Annotated in this window: 16 protein-coding genes; 8 read left to right on the top strand and 8 right to left on the bottom strand. The window is 72.5% G+C overall.

The features are described from left to right. Positions 1-102: 102 nt before the first annotated feature. Positions 103-1,293: a ferritin-like domain-containing protein gene (locus tag WMF46_RS39705; protein WP_437981969.1), complete on the top strand. Its 1,191-nt coding sequence runs from the start codon at positions 103-105 to the stop codon at positions 1,291-1,293. Between the two features lie 16 nt (positions 1,294-1,309). On the opposite strand, the gene WMF46_RS39700 is transcribed toward WMF46_RS39705, so the two are convergent. Beyond that, positions 1,310-1,495: a hypothetical protein gene (locus tag WMF46_RS39700; protein WP_437981968.1), complete on the bottom strand. Its 186-nt coding sequence runs from the start codon at positions 1,493-1,495 to the stop codon at positions 1,310-1,312. A gap of 150 nt (positions 1,496-1,645) precedes the next feature. On the opposite strand from WMF46_RS39700, the gene ypfJ reads away from it, so the two are divergent. The 3 genes from ypfJ to WMF46_RS39685 all read left to right on the top strand — a co-directional run bounded on the left by ypfJ (position 1,646) and on the right by WMF46_RS39685 (position 7,974). After that, the gene (gene ypfJ, locus WMF46_RS39695) at positions 1,646-2,479 is read left to right on the top strand and encodes a KPN_02809 family neutral zinc metallopeptidase (RefSeq protein ID WP_437981967.1); all 834 of its coding nucleotides are present in this window, start codon (positions 1,646-1,648) and stop codon (positions 2,477-2,479) included. A gap of 173 nt (positions 2,480-2,652) precedes the next feature. Next, positions 2,653-7,290, top strand: a complete 4,638-nt coding sequence (locus tag WMF46_RS39690; RefSeq protein WP_437981966.1) for a capsule biosynthesis protein CapB — start codon at positions 2,653-2,655, stop codon at positions 7,288-7,290. Positions 7,291-7,368: 78 nt separating this feature from the next. Beyond that, positions 7,369-7,974 (top strand): Uma2 family endonuclease, encoded by a 606-nt coding sequence (locus tag WMF46_RS39685; RefSeq protein WP_437981965.1) that lies wholly within the window; start codon positions 7,369-7,371, stop codon positions 7,972-7,974. Between the two features lie 144 nt (positions 7,975-8,118). Here the strand turns inward: WMF46_RS39685 and WMF46_RS39680 are convergent, their stop codons facing one another. The 3 genes from WMF46_RS39680 to WMF46_RS39670 form a co-directional block, all read right to left on the bottom strand. Then, entirely contained in the window at positions 8,119-8,877 is a 759-nt protein-coding gene (locus WMF46_RS39680; protein ID WP_437981964.1) for an NAD-dependent deacylase, read from the bottom strand. A 124-nt stretch (positions 8,878-9,001) separates the two neighbouring features. Next, on the bottom strand, positions 9,002-9,364 hold the full coding sequence (locus WMF46_RS39675) for a GFA family protein (protein ID WP_437974683.1): 363 nt from the start codon (positions 9,362-9,364) through the stop codon (positions 9,002-9,004). 222 nt (positions 9,365-9,586) lie between these two features. Then, positions 9,587-10,354, bottom strand: coding sequence for an SDR family NAD(P)-dependent oxidoreductase (locus WMF46_RS39670; RefSeq protein ID WP_437981963.1), 768 nt, complete (start codon positions 10,352-10,354; stop codon positions 9,587-9,589). Between the two features lie 91 nt (positions 10,355-10,445). On the opposite strand from WMF46_RS39670, the gene WMF46_RS39665 reads away from it, so the two are divergent. Further along, positions 10,446-11,399 carry an ABC transporter substrate-binding protein gene (locus WMF46_RS39665; protein ID WP_437981962.1) on the top strand — a complete coding sequence of 318 codons (954 nt, stop codon included), beginning with the start codon at positions 10,446-10,448 and terminating at the stop codon, positions 11,397-11,399. A 38-nt stretch (positions 11,400-11,437) separates the two neighbouring features. Here the strand turns inward: WMF46_RS39665 and WMF46_RS39660 are convergent, their stop codons facing one another. After that, a complete protein-coding gene (locus WMF46_RS39660; RefSeq protein ID WP_437981961.1) occupies positions 11,438-12,265 on the bottom strand; it encodes a hypothetical protein in 828 nt (275 codons plus the stop codon). Between the two features lie 136 nt (positions 12,266-12,401). Between WMF46_RS39660 and WMF46_RS39655 the strand changes: the two genes are divergently transcribed. Then, on the top strand, positions 12,402-12,815 hold the full coding sequence (locus WMF46_RS39655) for a hypothetical protein (RefSeq protein WP_437981960.1): 414 nt from the start codon (positions 12,402-12,404) through the stop codon (positions 12,813-12,815). Between the two features lie 67 nt (positions 12,816-12,882). Here WMF46_RS39655 and WMF46_RS39650 read toward each other — a convergent pair whose 3' ends face one another. From WMF46_RS39650 to WMF46_RS39640, 3 genes are all read right to left on the bottom strand, one after another. Further along, positions 12,883-14,067 carry an aldo/keto reductase gene (locus WMF46_RS39650; protein ID WP_437981959.1) on the bottom strand — a complete coding sequence of 395 codons (1,185 nt, stop codon included), beginning with the start codon at positions 14,065-14,067 and terminating at the stop codon, positions 12,883-12,885. A gap of 30 nt (positions 14,068-14,097) precedes the next feature. Further along, complete coding sequence (locus tag WMF46_RS39645) at positions 14,098-15,387, bottom strand: putative metal-binding motif-containing protein (protein ID WP_437981958.1); 1,290 nt, start codon at positions 15,385-15,387, stop codon at positions 14,098-14,100. Between the two features lie 259 nt (positions 15,388-15,646). Next, positions 15,647-16,108, bottom strand: coding sequence for a PIN domain-containing protein (locus tag WMF46_RS39640; RefSeq protein ID WP_437981957.1), 462 nt, complete (start codon positions 16,106-16,108; stop codon positions 15,647-15,649). A gap of 239 nt (positions 16,109-16,347) precedes the next feature. On the opposite strand from WMF46_RS39640, the gene WMF46_RS39635 reads away from it, so the two are divergent. Together WMF46_RS39635 and WMF46_RS39630 are read left to right on the top strand one after the other, a co-directional pair. Beyond that, complete coding sequence (locus WMF46_RS39635; RefSeq protein ID WP_437981956.1) at positions 16,348-17,742, top strand: hypothetical protein; 1,395 nt, start codon at positions 16,348-16,350, stop codon at positions 17,740-17,742. 162 nt (positions 17,743-17,904) lie between these two features. After that, positions 17,905-18,462, top strand: a complete 558-nt coding sequence (locus tag WMF46_RS39630; RefSeq protein ID WP_437545418.1) for a hypothetical protein — start codon at positions 17,905-17,907, stop codon at positions 18,460-18,462. Positions 18,463-18,568 lie beyond the last annotated feature (106 nt).

The raw sequence follows: 18,568 nt of genomic DNA, 5'->3' as shown, positions 1-18,568 counted from the left end.
ACATGGCTTGCGATGGGGGCTGGAGCGTCAGGTACAAGCCGCCCTGTTCCGAGCTCCTCGCCGTGCGCATGAGGCAGCGGGCATGGGCTGGAGGTGCACGTCATGCTGCTCGACCGATCCTTTCGACGAACGCTCATCGCCCGCCTCCTGCTGACCGCCGGCCCCTCGGCGGCCGCAGCGCTCCTCGTCGCAGCGCCGGGCTGCGGGGAGCCCGCGGCCGAGGCCGAAAGCGCCCAGGAGCTCCGTTGCTTCGATTGGTTCGACGAGCTCGGGGCTTGCCTGGACCGCGAGGCGGCGCTGGATGAGTTCAGCACCATCTACCAGCCCTGCGACGGAAAGGACGTGGAGCTGGAGAAAGACACGATCGTGTCGGTGGAGAGCGAGGCGACCCGCCGTGACGGCGCGTGCTGTTACGAGGTGATCGTCGAGGAGAACACCCTCGACTGCGCCGCGGTGGGGCGGCCCTTTTCCCTGGAGGGGCACCACCTCACGGCAGCTTCGCGGCCGGCCGAGACGGGGTGGCTCGCGCGTGCGACGGCGAGCGGCGCCGGTGGGCAGCAGCCTTCGCTGGCGGATCTGACGGACGAGGAGCGGGAGACGCTCGCGGGCGGCTGGCTGCGGAGCGCGCTGGAGGAGCACGCGTCGGTGGCGTCGTTCGCGCGCTTCGCGCTCGATCTCATGGCGCACGGCGCGCCGTCGTCGCTCGTCCAGGCGGCGCACATCGCCGCGCTCGACGAGGTCGGTCACGCCCGCCTCGGGTTCTCGCTCGCGTCCGCCTACCGGAGCGGCCCTGTCGGCCCGGCCGCCTTTCCGATGCCGCCCGCGGTGCCGATCGCCGCGGATCTCGCGGCGCTGGCGCGCGCCGCCGCGGAGGAGGGCTGCGTCGGCGAGACGGTGGCCGCGGTGATCGCGGCGGAGCAGCGCGCCCGCGCCGAGGATCCCGCGGTGCGGGCGGCGCTCGAGGTGATCGCGGAGGACGAGGCGCGGCACGCCGAGCTCGCCTGGCTGACGGTGGCGTGGGCGATCGGGGCCGGCGGCGAGCCGGTGCGCCGCGCCGTGGCCGAGGTGTTCGAGGCCGCCGCGGCGTCGCTCGGGCGCCCGCTCCCGCCGGGGGCCGAGCCGGGCGGCGGCCGCGCCGCGGCGCTCGCGGCGCACGGCCACCTCGCCGGGGCCGAGGCGCGCGCGCTGCAGGGCGCGGCGCTCGCCCAGGTGGTGCTGCCGTGCGCGCGCGCGCTGGGGCTCTGGAGGCCCGCGCCCGCCGCGGGGGCGGCTCGGCCTGCGGCGAGCGCGTAGCGATCGCCGGAGGCGCTCAGCTCTTCGCGGCGGCGAGGATGGCCGAGGCGTGCTCCTTTGGCTCCACCTCGAGCCAGACCTGCTTGATCTTGCCGTCCTTGGAGTGCTGGCCAGAGCACGGGGCGAGTCGAGGAGAGGCACCGCCAGGACGCCTGAAGGCGCAGAGAGGTGTCTTCTCGGGAGACGCCGAGAGAGACCTCATGTTCTTCGCGGCAAGGCCCAGGCGGCGATTCGCTCGCTCGCGCGCCGTGCGATCAGGCCGGCGCCATCACCAGGCGGGCAATACCCGCACGTCCCGACCGAAAGCTAAGGTACCACCCGATGCGCGGTCCACGCTATACATGCGCTGGTCATGCGCTGGACACCTGGGAAACGCAGTGAAAACCTCCGAGACCTCCGCGGCGCATCCGGCGGAGCGAAGCTCGGTGTGGGCGGGACGGTGATCCTGCTCGTGCTCTCGCTGGTCTTCGGGAAGGATCTCCTGTCGGGGCTCGGTCAGGGCTCCGCGGTCCCCGGCGCGGAGAGCGGGCGCGCGAGCTCGCCCGAGGAGGAGCGGCTCGTCGATTTCGTCTCCTTCGTCCTCGATGACACCGAGGCCGTGTGGACGCAGGTGTTCAGCCGGACGGGGCAGCGCTATCCGGCGCCCACGCTGACGGTGTTCACCGACTCCGTGAGGTCGGGCTGTGGCATCGGCGAGGCGGCGATGGGCCCGTTCTACTGCCCGGCGGACCGGACGGCGTACATCGACCTCGGCTTCTACCGCGAGCTCAAGGCGCGGTTCGGCGCGCCGGGCGACTTCGCCCAGGCGTACGTGCTCGCCCACGAGATCGGCCACCACGTGCAGAACGTGCTCGGGACCGAGCGCCGCCTGCGCCAGCTGCAGGCCGCGCGCCCGGGCGAGAAGAACGCGCTCTCCGTGAAGATGGAGCTCCAGGCGGACTGCTTCGCCGGCGTGTGGGCCCACTCCACGCAGAAGCGCGACCTGCTCGAGGCGGGCGACGTCGAGGAGGCCCTCCGGGCCGCGTCCGCGATCGGCGACGACCGGCTGCAGAAGGCCGCGACCGGCAGGGTCAACCCGGAGACGTGGACGCACGGCTCGTCGGCGCAGCGAGTCGCCTGGTTCAAGCGCGGCATGCAGGGCGGCCGCGTCGAGGACTGCGACACGTTCGCCGAAGGCTCACCCTAACAGGCCAGGGCGAAGGGTCGCGCAGATCGCACGAGCGGCGGCTCGCGACAGCTCCGCGCGACGGTGTACGCTGCTCGCCCGCCGATGGTCTCGCCGCACGGTGCCCCTCGCTCCCCGACGCAAGGCCGCCTCCGCCCTCGTGCGCGTCCCCTTCGCACGCTCGCGGAGGCGCCGTGAGCTCGCGCGAGTCGCCTGACTCCTGGACCGCCGCGCCGCGGTCGATCCTGGAGGTCATCGAGGACAGCCTCCCCCAGATCGAGGTGCGCCTGCGCCCGCGCGCCATCGCCGCGGTCGTCGCGCGCGTCACGGCCGACCTGGGCGACGAGGAGCACCCGAGGCCCGCGCTGCTCGCCGCGCTCGCCCGGTGCGCCGACGGCGCGGCCGCCGAGGTCGACCGGCTGCGCAGCGCCGAGTCCGCGCTCGTGCTGGCCTACCAGTCGGCCGCCACCCCCGCCGAGCGGCGCGAGCTCCTCGCCCGGCAGCTCCGCGTCTGGGCGCGAGAGCGCGAGCAGCGCGAGAGGAGCGGCGCCGCCTCCCTGCTCGGCTGGGTCGCCGGGCGCTTCGAGCGGGCCGGCGACCTCTCGGCGCTCGGCCGCAACCTCGACCTCGAGGCGGCCCAGGAGCGCTTCGCCACCGCCATCGCCGACCGCCTCGACGAGATCGAGGTCGCCTACCACGCCCTCACCCACCTCGCGAAGCACCTCGACGACCCGTCCGACGCGGTGCACGTCGCCCGCGACGGCGGCGTCCTCCGGCTCGCCATGGCGCACGCCGAGCCGAGCCGCCCCGCGCCCGTCCGCCGGGCCGCGCTGCTCGCCGCCGTCGCCCTCCTGCACCGCCTCCCGGCGCGCGAGCGGCTCGGCCACCTCGGGCTCGACGCGGCCCGCTCCGCGCTGGCGTGGTCGCGCGGGGTCAACGCGTCCCGCTGGGTGCAGATCGCCGCCCTCGAGATCGGCGTCCTCCTGTTCCCCGACGAGGCGTTCTCCCTGCTGGCCGAGCGCCTCCGCGCGCGCGACGCCGCCGACAAGGACGGCCCCATCCTCCGCCGCAACGCCCTGCGCCTCCTCGGCGCGGCGGCGCGCCCGTCCGCCCCGGTGATCCCGCTCGACCGCGGGGCGCGCCTCGCCGGCGCCCCGCGGGACCCGCGCCGCTGGAACGGCGCGCAGGCCAGCCGCGCCAGCCGGTCGAGCATCGCGCCGGAGGCCGCCGCCGCCTCCGGAGGCGCCCGCGAGGGCGAAGGGCCGCCCGACACGCCCGCGCCCGACTCGGCGCCCCGGCTCAGCGCCGATCCCGCCGCCGGCGCGCCGCCCGCCCGCGTGGCGCCCGCGAGCGCGGACCCGCTCGCCATCGCGCTGCTCGCCCGCGACGACCCGAGCGAGCACGTCCGCCAGGAGCTCGTGCGCCAGCTCGTCGAGCTCGGCGGCGCGGAGGCCCTCACGGCCCTCGTCGAGCTCGCCGAGGCCGACGGGTCGCCCCGCGTCCGCGGGTACGCGCTGCGGGAGCTCTCGCGGCACGCGACCGACCACGCGGACGCCGCCCCGTTCGCCGAGCGCGCCGTCCGGTTCGCCCTTGCGAAGCCAGGCCCGCCGCTCGCGTCCCGCGCGGCTCTCGAGGCGGTGCGCGCGCTCTGCGCCGGCCCCTACGCCCCGCTGCCGCCGGGGACCTTCGTCGAGCTGCTCGCCGAGTTCGCGGGCCGCCCGGCGATCTCGCCGGACCTGTCGGACGAGGCCGCCGCCGCGCTGCGGCTGCTCGAGGTCGAGAGCCGCCCGGTCGCCGAGCACATCCGCCAGACGCTGCTCGCCGCGGCGTCGGAGCTCCTGGAGGGCGAGAGCGCGCCGGTCGAGCTCCCGGCCGACGCCGAGCCCAGGGACGTCGAGCGCGCGCTCGTTGTCGCGTCGCGCGGCGACATGACGTACACGCTGCGGCGCCGCGGCCGGGGACGGTACCTGCTCACGCGCGGCGAGCCGCGTGGCTTCCGCCTCTGGCGGCTCATCCACGAGATGCGCACGCCGATGCCGGACAAGCGCAAGGGGTGGATCCACACGAACGGCCGCCTGTTCGCGGGCGAGCTCGTCGCGCCGCCTGTCGGCATGGCGGAGGTCACGCCGACGCGCGTGCCGGGCGAGCGCCACGTCTACCCGCCCGTCGGCGGCTGGGGGCCGTTCGTCCCGCGCATCGACGACCTGCTCGCCGTCGCCAGCCTGACCCAGCGCGAGATCCGCCTCATCACGGCGCGCGGCACGGTCACGGTGCGCGGCCCGGCCAAGCTCGCGCACCGGATGCGCGCCCGCGCCCTGCTCACGCTGCGCTACGACCGCTACGCCCAGGCCCGCATGCGCGCGCTCGTGGCGCAGGAGCCGGCCGAGCAGAAGAAGTTCACGCTGATGACGGGCGAGCTCGGCTTCACGGTCGCGCTCGGCGACACAGGGGGCGAGGTCGAGGGCCGCGCGTACGCGATCGAGCCGCACCTGCCGGGCAAGTACCTCGCGGTCGCGCTGCCGCCTTTGCTCCAGAGCGGCCGCGACTGGCTCGCCGGCCCGTCGGTGCCCGTCTGGATCGACGGCTTCTTCTCGTACCTCGTCTCGCCGGCGGGCAACGTCCCGACGCAGCTCGCGTGGATCGTGTTCCTCGTCCTCGCGTACATGGTGCTGCGGGCCGCGTGGATCGCGGCGCAGATCGAGCGCGCGCGCCGGGGCATCCCGCTCACGATCGGCGGCTGGGGCACGCGCGGCAAGAGCGGCTCGGAGCGGCTCAAGGCCGCGCTGTTCCACGCGCTCCGCTACGACGTCGTCGTGAAGACGACCGGCTGCGAGGCGATGTTCATCCACGCCATGCGCGACCTGCCGGCGCAGGAGATCTTCATCTACCGCCCGTACGACAAGGCCACGATCTGGGAGCAGCGGAACATCCTCACGGCCGGGCGGAACCTCCGCGCCCAGGTGTTCCTGTGGGAGTGCATGGCGCTCCAGCCGCTCTTCGTGGACACGCTCTGCTCCGAGTGGATGCGCGACGAGATCACGACGCTGACGAACGCCTACCCGGATCACGAGGACATCCAGGGCCCCGGGGGCGAGGACGTCGCCCGGGTGATCGCGCGCTTCATGCCCACCGACGGGCTGTCGTTCACGACGGAGGAGCAGATGCTCCCGCTGCTCAAGGACCAGGCGCAGCGGAAGGGGACGAACCTCGTCGCGATCCCGCCGATCGACGCGGACCTCCTGCCGGTCGACCTCCTCGATCGGCTCCCGTACCAGGAGCACCCGCGCAACGTGGCGCTGGTGCTGGCGCTCGCGGACCATTTCGGCGTCGATCGCGAGTTCGCGCTGGTCGAGATCGCGGATCACGTGATCCTCGATCTCGGCGTCCTGAAGACGTACCCGACGGTGCAGTACCGGGGGCGGAAGCTGACGTTCTCGAACGGGATGAGCGCGAACGAGCGCGCCGGGTTCATGTCGAACTGGACGCGGCTCGCGTTCGACAAGCACGACATGGACGCGACGCCCGGCAAGGCGACGGTGATGGTGGTGAACAACCGCGCGGACCGGGTCGCGCGGTCGCGCGTGTTCGCGCAGATCATCGTGGAGGACATCGGGGTCGATCACGTGGTGCTGATCAACTCGAACCTCGGCGGGATGATGCAGTTCATCACGGAGGGGCTCGACGCGCGGCTCCGGGACATGGTGATCACGGGCGACGGGGGCAAGGAGCGCGCGCTCGAGCGCTTCGACGAGCAGATGAAGAAGCTGGGCGTCCCGGCGCGGGCCGGCGCCTTCGAGGAGGATCTCACCCGGATGCTGCGCGCGCTGCCGGCGATCGACGAGGCGGCGGCGGCGGCGATCGTGGGCGGCCCCGCGGTAGCGGGGAAGAAGGGGGAGCCCGAGGCGATCGAGGCGGCGGTGAAGCAGGCGCTGGAGGCGCACGCGCCGCCGGCGGGAGAGGACGACATCCGCCCGGACATCGTCCACCACGCGGCGCGGCTGTCGCGCCGCCTCGCCCGCCGCGACAAGGCGCGCGCGGAGGTGGAGGCGGCGCTGTCGCGGGGCGCGGACGCCGAGGCCAACCAGGCGTTCCGCGCGGCGTTCCGCGAGCTGTGCCTCGATCGCATCGCGGTCCTGTGGAACGCCGACGCGAAGGGCGACAAGGTGATCGACTTCATCACGCGCGAGATCCCGCCGGGGTTCGACGCGCGGCTGATGGGGTCGCAGAACATCAAGGGGACCGGGCTCGACTTCGTCTACCGGTGGCTCTCGATGGATCGCGTGAGGACCGCGATCGAGCGGATGCAGAGCAACGCGTCGGCGCGGCGCGAGGTGCTGACGTTCTTCCTGTCGTACTCGGATTTCGGCCTGATCGATCTGCGCGAGGCGCTCGCCGCGACGCGCGCGGCGAAGGAGCAGGGCGGCGCCGGGTGGGCGGAGCACGCGAACCTGATCGACGGGGCGATCCGCAGGCTCGAGGCGCTCGACAAGGAGAAGACGGCGGCGCTCGTGGTGACGGGCAAGACGGGGGTCGGGACGAAGGTGCTGCTCCGGGTAGAGCAGTTCGTCGATCACATGGACTCGGTGCGCCGGACGCGGTGGGCGAAGATCGTGATGGACGACCTGTTCGCGATGCGCATCGGCCACGGCCAGGCCGCGCTGCTGCTGCGGGAGATCGTGGGCCGGCAGAAGGGCGGCTGGCTGGCGAAGGATCTCGCCAAGTGGGTGGAGAAGCGCAGGGCGTGGCTGGAGAGCCGCCGGAAGAAGCAGCCGAAGAAGGCCGAGCCGGCCGCGCCGGCGGGGGCGGCGGGGGCGGCGGCGGAGCCGGGGTGACGGGGTGGACGTGGGCAGCCGGGGAGGGGAGCGCTGCTGCTGTCGGGGGGCGCAAGCGTGCTATCCTCACAAGCCGTGATGGCTGGCGCCGCCGTTGCTCTGGACAGCTCGGACCGCCTCAGCGATGAGGCGTGGCTGGAGCTCGCCGAGGACGAGCCGGGCGAGCTCGTCGGCGGCGTGCTCGTGGAGGAAGAGGTGCCGGACTGGATCCACGAGACCGCCGTCATGTGGCTCATCCGGGTGCTCGGCGCGTGGGCGGCGGCCCGCGGCGGCTTCGTGGCCGGCTCGGAGCTCAAGTACCTCCTCCGCAAGGGCAGCGGGCGCAAGCCGGACGTCTCCATGGTGCTGCCCGGGCAGAGGCCCCCGCCGCGGCGCGGGCCCATGCGGCGCCCGCCGGACGTGATGATCGAGGTGGTCTCGCCGCGGCCGCGCGATGTCCACCGCGACCGCATCGAGAAGCTGCGCGAGTATGCGGCGTTCGGCGTGCGCTGGTACTGGCTGCTCGATCCGGCGACGAGGATGCTGGAGATCTACGAGCTCGGCCCGGACGGGCGCTACGTGTGGGCGCAGGGGGCCGCGAGCGGGCGCGTCGAGGCGGTGCCAGGGTGCGACGGGCTGGTGGTCGACCTGGACGACCTCTGGGGCGAGCTCGACCGGCTGGGGGACGAGGAGCCGGCCGAGTGACCTCAGCCACCGGCCGGGTCGTTCCACGAACCAGGGACGAGTTCGGGCGAAACATCGACTCGACGGGCAATCCCAGCTGAACAATGCGGCCCTTGCCGTCGCCTGGTGGCAGGCCGAGCAGCTGCCATGCAGCGCGCGGAAAGGTCAGCTGGCGGGCTCGATGCGGGAGAGGATCCCCTCCAGCGCCTCGACAGCAAGCATCGGAAGCCGCACCGAAACGGCGGTGGAGATCGCGGTGAGCGCCGGGTTGATCTCGATGGTCGGAACCCCGGAGTGCGCGGCCTCCAGGACCGGCCTCGTGATGTAGGGGAACAGGCTCGATGTCCCGATCGAGACGACCACGTCGAAGCCCCGCGCGAGCTCCCGCCGGAGGATCTCGACCTTCTCCAGGGGGAGCATCTCCCCGAAGAGGACGACATCGGGCCTGAGCACGGCGGCGCACGCCGGGCAGCGCGGGCACGGGGCGAGCTCCGCGTAATCGTCGACGTGCGCCTCGTAGGGGCAGCGCGTGCAGAGGATGCGGTGGAGATCTCCGTGGATGTCGATGACGTTCGTGGAGCCTGCGCTGCGGTGAAACCCGTCGACGTTCTGGGTGAGCACCCAGCAGCGCGCGAGGCGGCGCTCGATCCGGGCGATCGCCGCGTGCGCTGCGTTGAGCCGCGCGCCGCGGCACGCGCGCTCGATCTGGTGGACGTACTTCCACGTGACCTCGGGGCGCCGCTGGAACATCTCGCCCGACAGCGCCTCCTCGATGGCGATCCCCTCGTCGGTGGCCTTCTCGCCGTAGAGCCCTCCGATCCCGCGGTAGGTGGGGATGCCAGAGGCCGCGGAGACCCCCGCGCCGGTGATGAAGAGGGCTGAGCGGGCCGAGGCCAGGAGCGCGCTTGCTCGTTCGATCGACATCGGGCGCCCAGTCTACCCGTGTCGCCCGGGCTCGCGCCTGCGGATTGGCCAGGGGCGCGCGCGGGAGGTGCGCTGGCGCAGGGCCGGCGATGGTCGGCCGCGGCCCCGGCCAGCCGGGGCGCGACTACAGGCTCTTCCCGTCGACTTTCATGGTCTTGAGCGCGTCGATATCGACGTCGTCCAGACAGCGGACGTTGATGGCGCACATCTCCTGTCCGTTGGGAGCGACTCCCCGCGCGAACGACTCGACGCCGCAGACCGAGCAGAACACATGGTGAATGACCTTCTTGTTGAACTGATAGTCGGTGAGAACGTCGCCACCCTGCTTGAGCGTGAGCTGGTCCACCGGCGCGAAGGCCAGCATCGCGCCCAGCTTCGAACAGCGCGAGCAGTTGCACATGACCACGGGACTGCTCAGGTCCACCTTGACCTCGTAGCGAACCTTCCCGCAGTGACAACCACCTGTATAGGTCTTGAGCTCCGTCATGCGCGCATGGTGCCACAAGGAGCTGGCCGCGTGACGCAAAAATGCGATGTGTCGTGGCGGGTCACGCCAGTTACGTCTGCGCAAAAGAAGTTCCGCGCCGAGGCATCGCAGCGGCAGGTCGCCGGCGCCGGTCTCGGCCGCGTTGCATTGCATTCTGTCGGAAACTTTTCTCGGCTCAGGCTGTCGAACGACGCCGCTTCTCGGTGAGGGGCCGTGCCCCGCCTACTGCTCCTCGTAGTTCCACGTCAGCCCGCCATCGACGAAGTACGTCGAGCCGGTCACGTAATCGGCGTCCGCCGAGGCGAGGAACACGGCGAGCCCGGCCACGTCGTCCGGCTTTCCCAGGCGGCCCAGCGGGATCTGCTCGAGCAGCGCGCTCAGCTTGTCGCGATCCTTGAGCAGAGCGGCGTTGATCTCCGTCTCGATCGCGCCCGGCGCGATGGCGTTCACGGTGATCCCGCTGCCGCGCAGCTCCACGGCGAGCGTGCGCGTGAGCATGCGGACACCACCCTTGCTGGCGCAGTACGACGCGAAGTGAGGAAACGGGAGATCCTCGTGGACCGAGCTGATGTTGATGATCTTGCCGGGCCGCCCCGCCTCTCGCAGGTGACGGACCATCGCCTGGCTCCCGAAGAACACCGCTTTGAGGTTGGTGTTCATGACCTGATCGTAGTCCTCCTCGGTCACCTCCCAGAACGGCGCCCGCTTCTCCAGCCCGGCATTGTTGACCAGCACGTCCAGCCGGCCGAAGCGCTCGATGGCTTCCTGGATGAGCCCCTGCACGCTCTGGACGGAGGCGACGTCGACGGCGAACAGATGACCCCGCCTTCCTGCGGCCTCGACCTCTGCGAGGGCTTCCTCGGCGCCCTCTTTGCTCTTGTGGTACGTGAGCGCCACGTCGGCGCCTTCCCGGGCGAACCGGACAGCGATGCTGCGGCCGATGCCCCGGCTGCTCCCTGTGACCAGCGCGATCTTGCCTTGCAGTCTCATGGGGACCTCCTGTCTTCGCGAGCATTGTGCCCACCACGAGCAGTGTGCGCACCGCGCCCCGCGGGGACCGCCAGGAGATAGAATCCCGCGCATGCGCATCGCCTCCCTGCTGCCGTCCGCGACCGAGATCGTCTGCGCGCTGGGCGCGCAGAGCGAGCTCGTCGGTGTCTCTCACGAGTGCGACTTTCCCGAGGGGCTGACCGGCCTCCCGGTGATCACGCGCCCCCGGCTCAGGCCGGCGCGCTCCAGCCGGGAGATCGACGCCGCGGTCCGCGACGTCCTCCGGGACGCGCTCGCGGTCTACGACATCGACATGGACGCCCTCCGGGAGGCGCGGCCGGACGTGATCGTGACGCAGGACCTCTGCGACGTCTGCGCGGTCTCGTTCGATGACGTCCGCGCGGCCGTCGCCCGCCTTGCGCGGCAGGACGTGCGCATCATCAACCTGCACCCGACGCGGCTCGACGACATCTGGGCCGACATTCGCCGCGTCGCGGAGGGGATCGGCCGCCCGGCAGGCGGCGAGGCGCTCGTCGAGCGGCTGCGCGCGCGCGTCGCCGCCGTCGCCGCGCGCGCGGCCGCGGCGCCGGGCAGGCCGCGCGTGCTCGCGGTCGAGTGGATCGAGCCTGTCATGATCGGCGGCACGTGGATGCCCGAGCTCATCACCCTCGCGGGCGGGGAACCCCTCGTGACGCGACCCGGCGAGCACGCGCCCACGCTCTCGCCGGCTGCGCTCGCCGCGCTCGATCCCGATGTGGTGATGATCAAGCCGTGCGGCTTCACCCTCGAGCGCACGCTCGATGAGCTCGATCTCCTCCCCCGTGTGCTGCCCTGGGCGACGTACCGGGCCGTGGCGCAGGGCCGCGTGTACCTTGCTGACGGCAACGCCTTCTTCAATCGCCCTGGTCCCCGCATCGTGGAGTCGCTCGAGATCCTCGCGGCCTGCGCTCACCCGGCCCTGTTTGCCGACGCGCGCCGCGCGCATGCCCGGTCGGTGGTGCGGATCGACGCGGAGCTCCGGCGGCACGCCTTCGAAGACGAGTGACCCCGGCGCTCGACGCCTGCGGCTGCTCTACCGTGTTTCTATCGTGTGGCTCGACCGGCCGCCCTGGACGCCGGCGGGCGCGCCGCCTGCCGCGCCGAGTCGAGCTCCTTGCGGAGCGCCGCGAGCTCACGCTCGAGGGCGGCGATCTGCTTCTGCTGCATCTGGATCGCTGCCACGGCCATGCTCGTGTACCCGTACAGGTCGACGTGGTCGCCGTCGCTCGCGACCGCCGGGCTCGCCGGATTGTCGTCGATGATGAACCCGAGACGCTCGCGGCCGTGCCCGCCCTCGTGGTTGTAACGCCAGGTCGCGAGCGGCGTGGCGACGAGCTCATCGCGCACGCGCGCGAGCTCGGTCTCCTGCAGGTACCGGATATCGTGCTTGTACCGGGCGCGGGATCTCGGGCAACCCTCCGGCCGCTGCCTCGGATCGTCGCTCGTGCAGAGCAGCTGGGCGTTGCAGTCGTTCGCGGGATCGCATGTCGCGTCCGGCGCGGCGCACGGCTCCCCCTCCTTCTCGTCGGTGCATGGCTTCACCCCGTCGCGGGGCCGGTGCCCGCTGCATACCGGATCGCCGCACGTGAGATACCACCTCAGCTCCTCCGCCCCGCCGCCGGTGCCAGCGCCCGCGCCGCCGGTGCCGGCGCCCGCTCCGCCGGTGCCAGCGCCCGCGCTGCCGGTGCTCGCTCCGCCGGTGCCAGCGCCCGCGCCGCCGGTGCTCGCTCCGCCGGTGCCAGCGCCCGCGCCGCCGCTGCCCGCGTTCGCACCGCCGCTTCCGCTGTCCCCTCCGCCCGAATTGCAGCCCGCCGCTGCGGCGAACGCGAGCGCGCAGAGGAGCGCCATCGTCCCTGTACCGTGAATGCGCATGAGAGACCTCCTTGGAACGACTGTCCCTGACCCACCAGGGAGGATGTCGAACAAGGGCAGGAGGCGGCAAGAACCGTGCGCTGGCCGTCTCCGCTTTCGCAGCGCGGTGACTCGCTCCTCGGGTACCCTGGGCGGCATGTCTCCACGTCCCGCGCTGGCGTCTTTCGCTCTCGTGACGGGCATCGTGCTGCTCCTGGGCGGCACCGCGCACGCGGCCTGCGTCCTTGCTGGCGTCGCGAAGAAGGGCGTCATTCCGCACGCGGATCGGGCTGCTCATCTCGCCTTCATCAGCCTCGCCCAGTGGACCGCAGGCGCGCTCGATGTGCTCGCCGCCCGCGGGCTGCGTCGAGGCGAGCCGTGGACGCGCGGGCCGCTGACGATCTCGGGGCTCCTCGTGATCGGCTGGGCAGGTGTCGGGCTTCCGCTGCTCCTCGATGCCTCGCTGACATTGCGGGCGATGCTCGCCCTCTACGCGGCCGCGCACCTCGGCATGCTGGTGGCCCTGTGGGGCTCGCGAGGAGCTCGCCCGGACGTCAGCGCGCGTCCGTGACCGACAGCGCCGCGCGCCCGGCTCACCCGCCGAGGCGTCGCTCGCCGGGCCGGCGCGAGGCCCAGACTCAGTGTTTGCCGAGGCGCCTCACCTCTTGCCCCGCGAGCAGCGCGTGCGCCTCCGCCAGCACCTCGGGGATGCGGTGACGCTCCGGCGCGCCCGCGAGGGCCTGCGCGAGGTCGAGCTCCCGCACGCGATCGGCGCGGTTCCCAGGGAACCAGTGGCCGCCGTTGCCAAGGAGGTTGTACCGCATCTTGCCGTAGGCCGTCATGTCGAGCGCGCGGGCGAGGTTGTACAGCCGCAGGATCTCGCGGATATTGACGTGCCCGGGGACGGCTTCCCAGTCGGGGAGGCCGACGTGCCATGTGTCGCGCCACGCGCGGCCGAGCACCCGCTCGATCTCTTCGTCCAGCCTGCGCAGGATCGGCGCCAGCGCGGCCTGCGCGGCGCCCTCGCCGTCGAGCAGCGGCAAGGCCTTCATGTGCTCGTCGAAGTCGGACGGGCGCGCCGCACCGACGCTGATCGTGTGGACCTCGGGGCGAGCGAGGCAGAAGAGGTCGTTGAACACGATCGGCGAGAGCGGATCGCAGAGCCGCACGAGCTTGTCGCTCGGCTCGTACAGCTTGCCCCCCTTGTCGGTGGGGCTGATGATGAAGACCCCCATGTCCTGCTGGGCCGCAGCCTGGATGGCAGGCCAGGCGAGCTGATTCACGTAGTACCAGTGCAGGTTGACGTAATCGCAGCGGCCGTCCTGCACCATGGCGGTGATCACGCGCGGCGCCGCGTGCGTCGAGAACCCCACCGCGCGCACGCGGCCTTGCCGCTTCAGCTCGAGCGCGGCGTCCAGGCAGCCACCTTTGCGCAGCGACCACGAGAGGCGCGTCTCGTCGTTGACCCCGTGGAGGGCGAACAGGTCGACGTGATCGAGGCGGAGGAGCTTCATCGACCGCTCGAACGTCGCAAGGAATTTCGCCGGATCCGCCTCGGGGCTGACCTTCGTCTGGACGATGAGCCGCTCGCGCGGCAGCGTCGGCAGGATCTTCCCGAGCTGCTCCTCGCTCGTGCCGTACCCTCGCGCGGTCTCGATATGATAGATGCCGAGCTCGAGCGCCCGCTCGATGCACGCCTCGAGGTTGCGCTGGCTCGCGGGCGAGACGGGGTCCTTGTCGTTCCAGGATTGCTGGTACCGCATCCCTCCGCACGAAAGGACAGGCATCTTGATCTCGGTGCGACCGAAGCGGCGGTAGAGCACGCGTGTTGACCTCAGGCTCGGAAGGAAGGCTTACCGCAGGGTGCCACTCTTCCGCAGGCGCCGCAACGCGAGGAGGGCGAACGGCGAGGCGAGCGTCACCAGCCGCCACGGAGACCCGCCGCGGGGGTCGCCGGCGTCGACGGCGCAACCGCCGCTGTCCGCTCCTCCCTCGTCCGGCGCGCCGCCGCCCGCGGAGCTTGCAGAGGCAACGGCGCCGCCCGCGCTTCCCGCGCTTCCGACGCTTGCCGCGCTGCCAGCGCTCACGGCCGTGCCGGCGCCCGTCCCGCTGCTGCAGGTGCCGCTCGGGCAGCCCTCGCCGGGCGCGCACAGGCCTGGGTCCTCGTCGACCTCGCCGTCGCAGTCGTCGTCGAGCGCGTTGCACACCTCGGCGCTCGGTTCGCCGGGCGTGCACGACCCGGGGGCGCACGCGGTCGCCTCCCGCGCGCACATCCCGACGCCGCACACCTCCCGCACGCCCTCGTCGATGCGGCCATCGCAGTCGTCGTCGGCGAGATTGCATGTCTCGGTCGCGTCCGGGTGGACGTCAGGGGACCTGTCGTTGCAGTCGTTGGAGCTCGGCGCGTACCCCTCGGGGGGGCACTTCCCCGTGACCGTCGCGCCGAAGAACGAGCCATAGCCGTCGCCGTCGGCGTCTTCATACTGCGTGGTGATCTCGAGCTCCTCGTCGATCTCTCCATCGCAGTCGTCGTCGGTCTCGTTGCAGGCTTCATCCTGATCGGGATGGATGTTGACGCTGTAGTCGTCGCAATCGCCGCCGCGCTCGGCGTGATCGGCCGGCCGGGTGCAATCGACCCTGGGCACGCTGGAGTCGCCGTAGCCGTCGGCATCGCGATCGAGGTAATACGTCGTCCCGGTGCATCCGTAGGCAAAAGCGGTGTCGGCGGACGAAGCGCCGTCTCCGCGCGGGCCGTTGTCGCCGTTGGCCGCGAGGGCCCACACCCGGACGACGACCCCGCCCGGCGCGCCCGGCGCGATCCACTGCGCGTCGAAGCGGACGGCCCCGCCGCTCGCCCGCTTCGGCGCGTCGTGGACGAGCTGGTGCCCGTCGATGAGCTTGGTGCCTTGACCGTTGATGGGGGAGAGCCGACCTGTCTCGGTGAGGAGATAGATGCCCCCGGCGTTGATGTTGGCAGACCGGATCTGCACCTGCAGAGTCACCGTCTCGCCGGCCGCCGGGTTCTTGGGGCTATAGTCGATGGTGATATCTGGCTCCGCGCCGCCGGTGTGGCAGCCGTTGCACCCCTCCACCGCAAGCCCGGCGCGGCGGGCGTGGGCCTGCGGCGCAGCCAGGGTGGTCAAGAGGGCCAAGCTCACCGGGAGGACCGGTGAAATAAGCGATGTACTTCGCATGCGCCTCGCCGCGCAGCCCAGGCTCGCGAGCTCCGCGCGCTCCGCTGCGACGCTCAGGGATAGCTGCCCTCGCCGGGTGCGACAAGTGCATTTGTGCGGAGTGTAAACTTGCGCCGTGACCATCCAGAGATGCTGTTTTTCGACGTTTCTCGGACGGCGGTTGTCGCAAAGCGCGTCGCGAAGTGCATTCGCCGCTCGCTGCGGCGCGTTATCCGGATTCGAGCCGAACGTGCTGCGGCCTTGTCACATCGCAGACGACACCGTGGTACTTGAGGAGCCCTTCGTCGAGCGTCACCACGGTCGCATCCGCGCGGCGGGCGGCCCACAGATACACGAGGTCGGTCGCGTTGGCGAAGGGCCTGCGGCCGCGCATGCGCCTCGTCAGCTGGTCGAGGAACTCCGTGATGGCGCCCGCGTCCTCGGGCGCGACCAGCTCGATCGCGAGGCCTCCCAGCGGGCTCGTGGCCGCGGGCGCGGCCCGCCGCGACATCGCGAGCCGTTGCTCGGCGACGTGCACCTCCAGCCATAGCTCGGGCGGCGCGAGCACGCGCGCCGCGCCGGCGGCCACGGCGGCGCGGGCGCGCTCGAGGAAGGCGAGCGCGTCCGCGTGCCCGGGCTCTGCGGGCTTCATCGAGGCGATGGCGACGGAGCTATCGAGAACGATCCGCATGAGGCCTCCTCGTGACGGACGCACCATCGCACCGCTCCAGATCTGCCCGGCGGTCCGGGTGCTTTGGTGACATCGAGACCCGGTATCCAGGGCCGCGGCCGGAGGAAAGGTCCACCGGCAGCATCGGCCGAGGCCGCGTGGAGGACGGCAGGGCGATGGCACATGCTGGCACGGCGCTGCTCTCCCGGCGGCCGGAAACACGTGTGTTCGCCCGGTACATGCCTTGCTTGTCGCCGTCCATGCGAAACTTCCTGCTTCGAATCCTGGTCGCATCCCAGTGGGGCGCGAGCCTTGCGCTGGTGTCGGGCTGCGGCACGCACATCGAGTCCGGCGCGAGCTCGAGCTCGCCTGAAGGCGCGACGTCGGGGCCGGGCTCCAGCTCGAGCTCGACGGCAGGCGCGACATCGGGGCCGAGCTCGAGCTCGACGGCAGGCGCGACATCGGGGGCCGGCGGAGGCGGCGAGGTCGATCCTCCCGACGCCTCGGCGCCGCTCGATCCCTATCCGGATCCGACCTGCGTCGGGCCGTTTCATGACGGTGGGTATTACGGCCAGTGTTGCTACGAGGTGCACTGCACGGCGCCGGTCGGCGGCGCCTGCCTTGCGGCCTCCGAGGCCGCGCCGCACCTCGACGACCTGCCGCCCGGCTCGGGGACGTGTACGTGCAGCGCCGAGGGCGAGGGCGCGGCCGGGTGGATCCAGGGCCCCTACGCGAACCGGACGGCGTCGGATCCGGCGAGCTGCTGCTACCTCGTCGGTTCCATCTCCTGTGAAGGGCGCCCCCTCCTGGTCCGGGGCGAGCCCCGCGTCGCGCCGCTCGCGCGCGCCCCGAGCGCGTGGTCGCAGACCGACGTGCGGCGCTTCGAGCGCGCGCTCGCCGACACCGATCTGAGCGCGCTCGCGCCCGCGGAGCGCCGCGAGCTCGCCCGGCGCTGGGCCGAGCGTGGCCAGAACGAGCACGCCTCGGTCGCCTCCTTCGGCCGCTTCGCGCTCGCGCTGATGGCGCAGGGCGCGCCTCCCCAGCTGCTCGAAGCGGCGCACCGCGCGGCGCTCGACGAGGTGCGGCACGCGCGCCTCGCGCTCGCGATCGCCTCGGCGTACGCGGGGGAGCCGGTGGGCGTCGGCCCGCTGCCGCTGCACGGCGCGCTCGACGACCTCGGCTCGCTCGAGGCCCTCACCCTGGCGACCGTCGTGGAGGGCTGCGTCGGAGAGACCCTCTCGGCCATCGAGGCGGAGGTCGCCGCGCAGGCGGCGGAGCCGCCGGCGGTGCGCATGGCGCTCCAGGCGATCGCGCGCGACGAGGCCCGCCACGCGGAGCTCGCCTGGGCGTTCGTCCGCTGGGCCGTCACGACGGGCGGCGCGCGCCTTCGAGAGCGCGTCGCCGCGGCCTTCGCGCGCGCGCTCGACCAGGTGGGCACCGGAGCGCCGGGCATGGCGGACCGCGATCTCCCGACCTCCCACGGGTTCCTCGCCGACGACGAGCTCCACCGGCTGCGGCGGCAGGCCGTGGCCGACGTGCTCCGCCCCGCCGCCGCCGCGCTCGTCGACGAGCGTGGTTCGTCCGCAGGACGAGAGTTCAGCGGCGCTCGCGGGAATGCCGTGCTGCGCGGCGGCCCGGCGTACCTGTCGACGTGACCTGGCGCCTGGCAAACGCCGTTCTCGTCGGGGCCGCGCCGGGCCCGACCTCGCGGACGCCGGCGCGCTGCCGAGGCGGCGCGCCTGCGACGGCCTGGTTCCTGGCGCGCAGTCAAGCCCTGGGCACGATCTTGCTTGTGCGTCGCGGCGAGGTGGAACGACATGGCTACACTCTCGACGTCCGCATGGGTGCTGCATGAGCTCGGTCTGGCCGCGGGGTTCGGTGGCCCCCTCTTTGGCCGGCTGGCGTTGCGCCAGGCGGTCAAGGACATCCATTCCGAGGCCGAGCGGGGCAAGGTGCTCTCTGACGCGTGGCAGCGGTACAACCTCGTCAGCGCGATCTCGCTCGGCACCGCCGCGGCCACCTGGTTCATCGGGCGGACGGTGATCTCGGGGCGATCGATCGACCGTGAGACCCGCGATCTGGTGCGCTTGAAGGACATCCTCCTGGGCGCGACGCTCGCCACGAGCGTCGCCAGCATGCTGGGCGGACAGCAGATGCGCGAAGAGGCGCCCGACGGCGGGGTGCCCCTCCTCAAGGAGGGTGAAGCGCCGGCGCCGCGCCCGCCCGCGAAGGCCGCGGCGCTGCACCGGCTCCTCGGCGTCATGGGGCCGCTCAACATCGCCCTCACGGCGGGGGTGATCGGCGTGACCACGGTCCTCGCCATGAAGTCCGGTCGTTCGGCGAAGTGGAGCCTCCTCTCCCGGCTGCTGCCTTGAGCTGCGCCCTCCCGGGAGCGGTCGCCGGAGAGAGCCGGCGCGCCGCCCTCGGTGCTGCCCACTGGCGCCGACCTGGGCCGCGCCGGCGCGCGGCGTCGCGCTCGTG

This window comes from Sorangium sp. So ce117 (assembly GCF_051524395.1).
Lineage (GTDB): Bacteria > Myxococcota_A > Polyangia > Polyangiales > Polyangiaceae > Sorangium > Sorangium cellulosum_B.
The sequence above is the reverse complement of the archived record's forward strand: the minus strand, read 5'-3'. Positions and strand labels throughout refer to the sequence as shown.

Excerpts from the sequence above, each read along its gene's own strand:
- WMF46_RS39705 (WP_437981969.1), top strand. The coding sequence starts at position 103 with ATGCTGCTCGACCGATCCTTTCGACGAACGCTCATCGCCCGCCTCCTG.
- WMF46_RS39700 (WP_437981968.1), bottom strand. The coding sequence starts at position 1,495 with ATGAGGTCTCTCTCGGCGTCTCCCGAGAAGACACCTCTCTGCGCCTTC.
- ypfJ (WP_437981967.1), top strand. The coding sequence starts at position 1,646 with ATGCGCTGGACACCTGGGAAACGCAGTGAAAACCTCCGAGACCTCCGC.
- WMF46_RS39685 (WP_437981965.1), top strand. The coding sequence starts at position 7,369 with ATGGCTGGCGCCGCCGTTGCTCTGGACAGCTCGGACCGCCTCAGCGAT.
- WMF46_RS39680 (WP_437981964.1), bottom strand. The coding sequence starts at position 8,877 with ATGTCGATCGAACGAGCAAGCGCGCTCCTGGCCTCGGCCCGCTCAGCC.
- WMF46_RS39675 (WP_437974683.1), bottom strand. The coding sequence starts at position 9,364 with ATGACGGAGCTCAAGACCTATACAGGTGGTTGTCACTGCGGGAAGGTT.
- WMF46_RS39670 (WP_437981963.1), bottom strand. The coding sequence starts at position 10,354 with ATGAGACTGCAAGGCAAGATCGCGCTGGTCACAGGGAGCAGCCGGGGC.
- WMF46_RS39665 (WP_437981962.1), top strand. The coding sequence starts at position 10,446 with ATGCGCATCGCCTCCCTGCTGCCGTCCGCGACCGAGATCGTCTGCGCG.
- WMF46_RS39660 (WP_437981961.1), bottom strand. The coding sequence starts at position 12,265 with ATGCGCATTCACGGTACAGGGACGATGGCGCTCCTCTGCGCGCTCGCG.
- WMF46_RS39655 (WP_437981960.1), top strand. The coding sequence starts at position 12,402 with ATGTCTCCACGTCCCGCGCTGGCGTCTTTCGCTCTCGTGACGGGCATC.
- WMF46_RS39640 (WP_437981957.1), bottom strand. The coding sequence starts at position 16,108 with ATGCGGATCGTTCTCGATAGCTCCGTCGCCATCGCCTCGATGAAGCCC.
- WMF46_RS39635 (WP_437981956.1), top strand. The coding sequence starts at position 16,348 with ATGCGAAACTTCCTGCTTCGAATCCTGGTCGCATCCCAGTGGGGCGCG.
- WMF46_RS39630 (WP_437545418.1), top strand. The coding sequence starts at position 17,905 with ATGGCTACACTCTCGACGTCCGCATGGGTGCTGCATGAGCTCGGTCTG.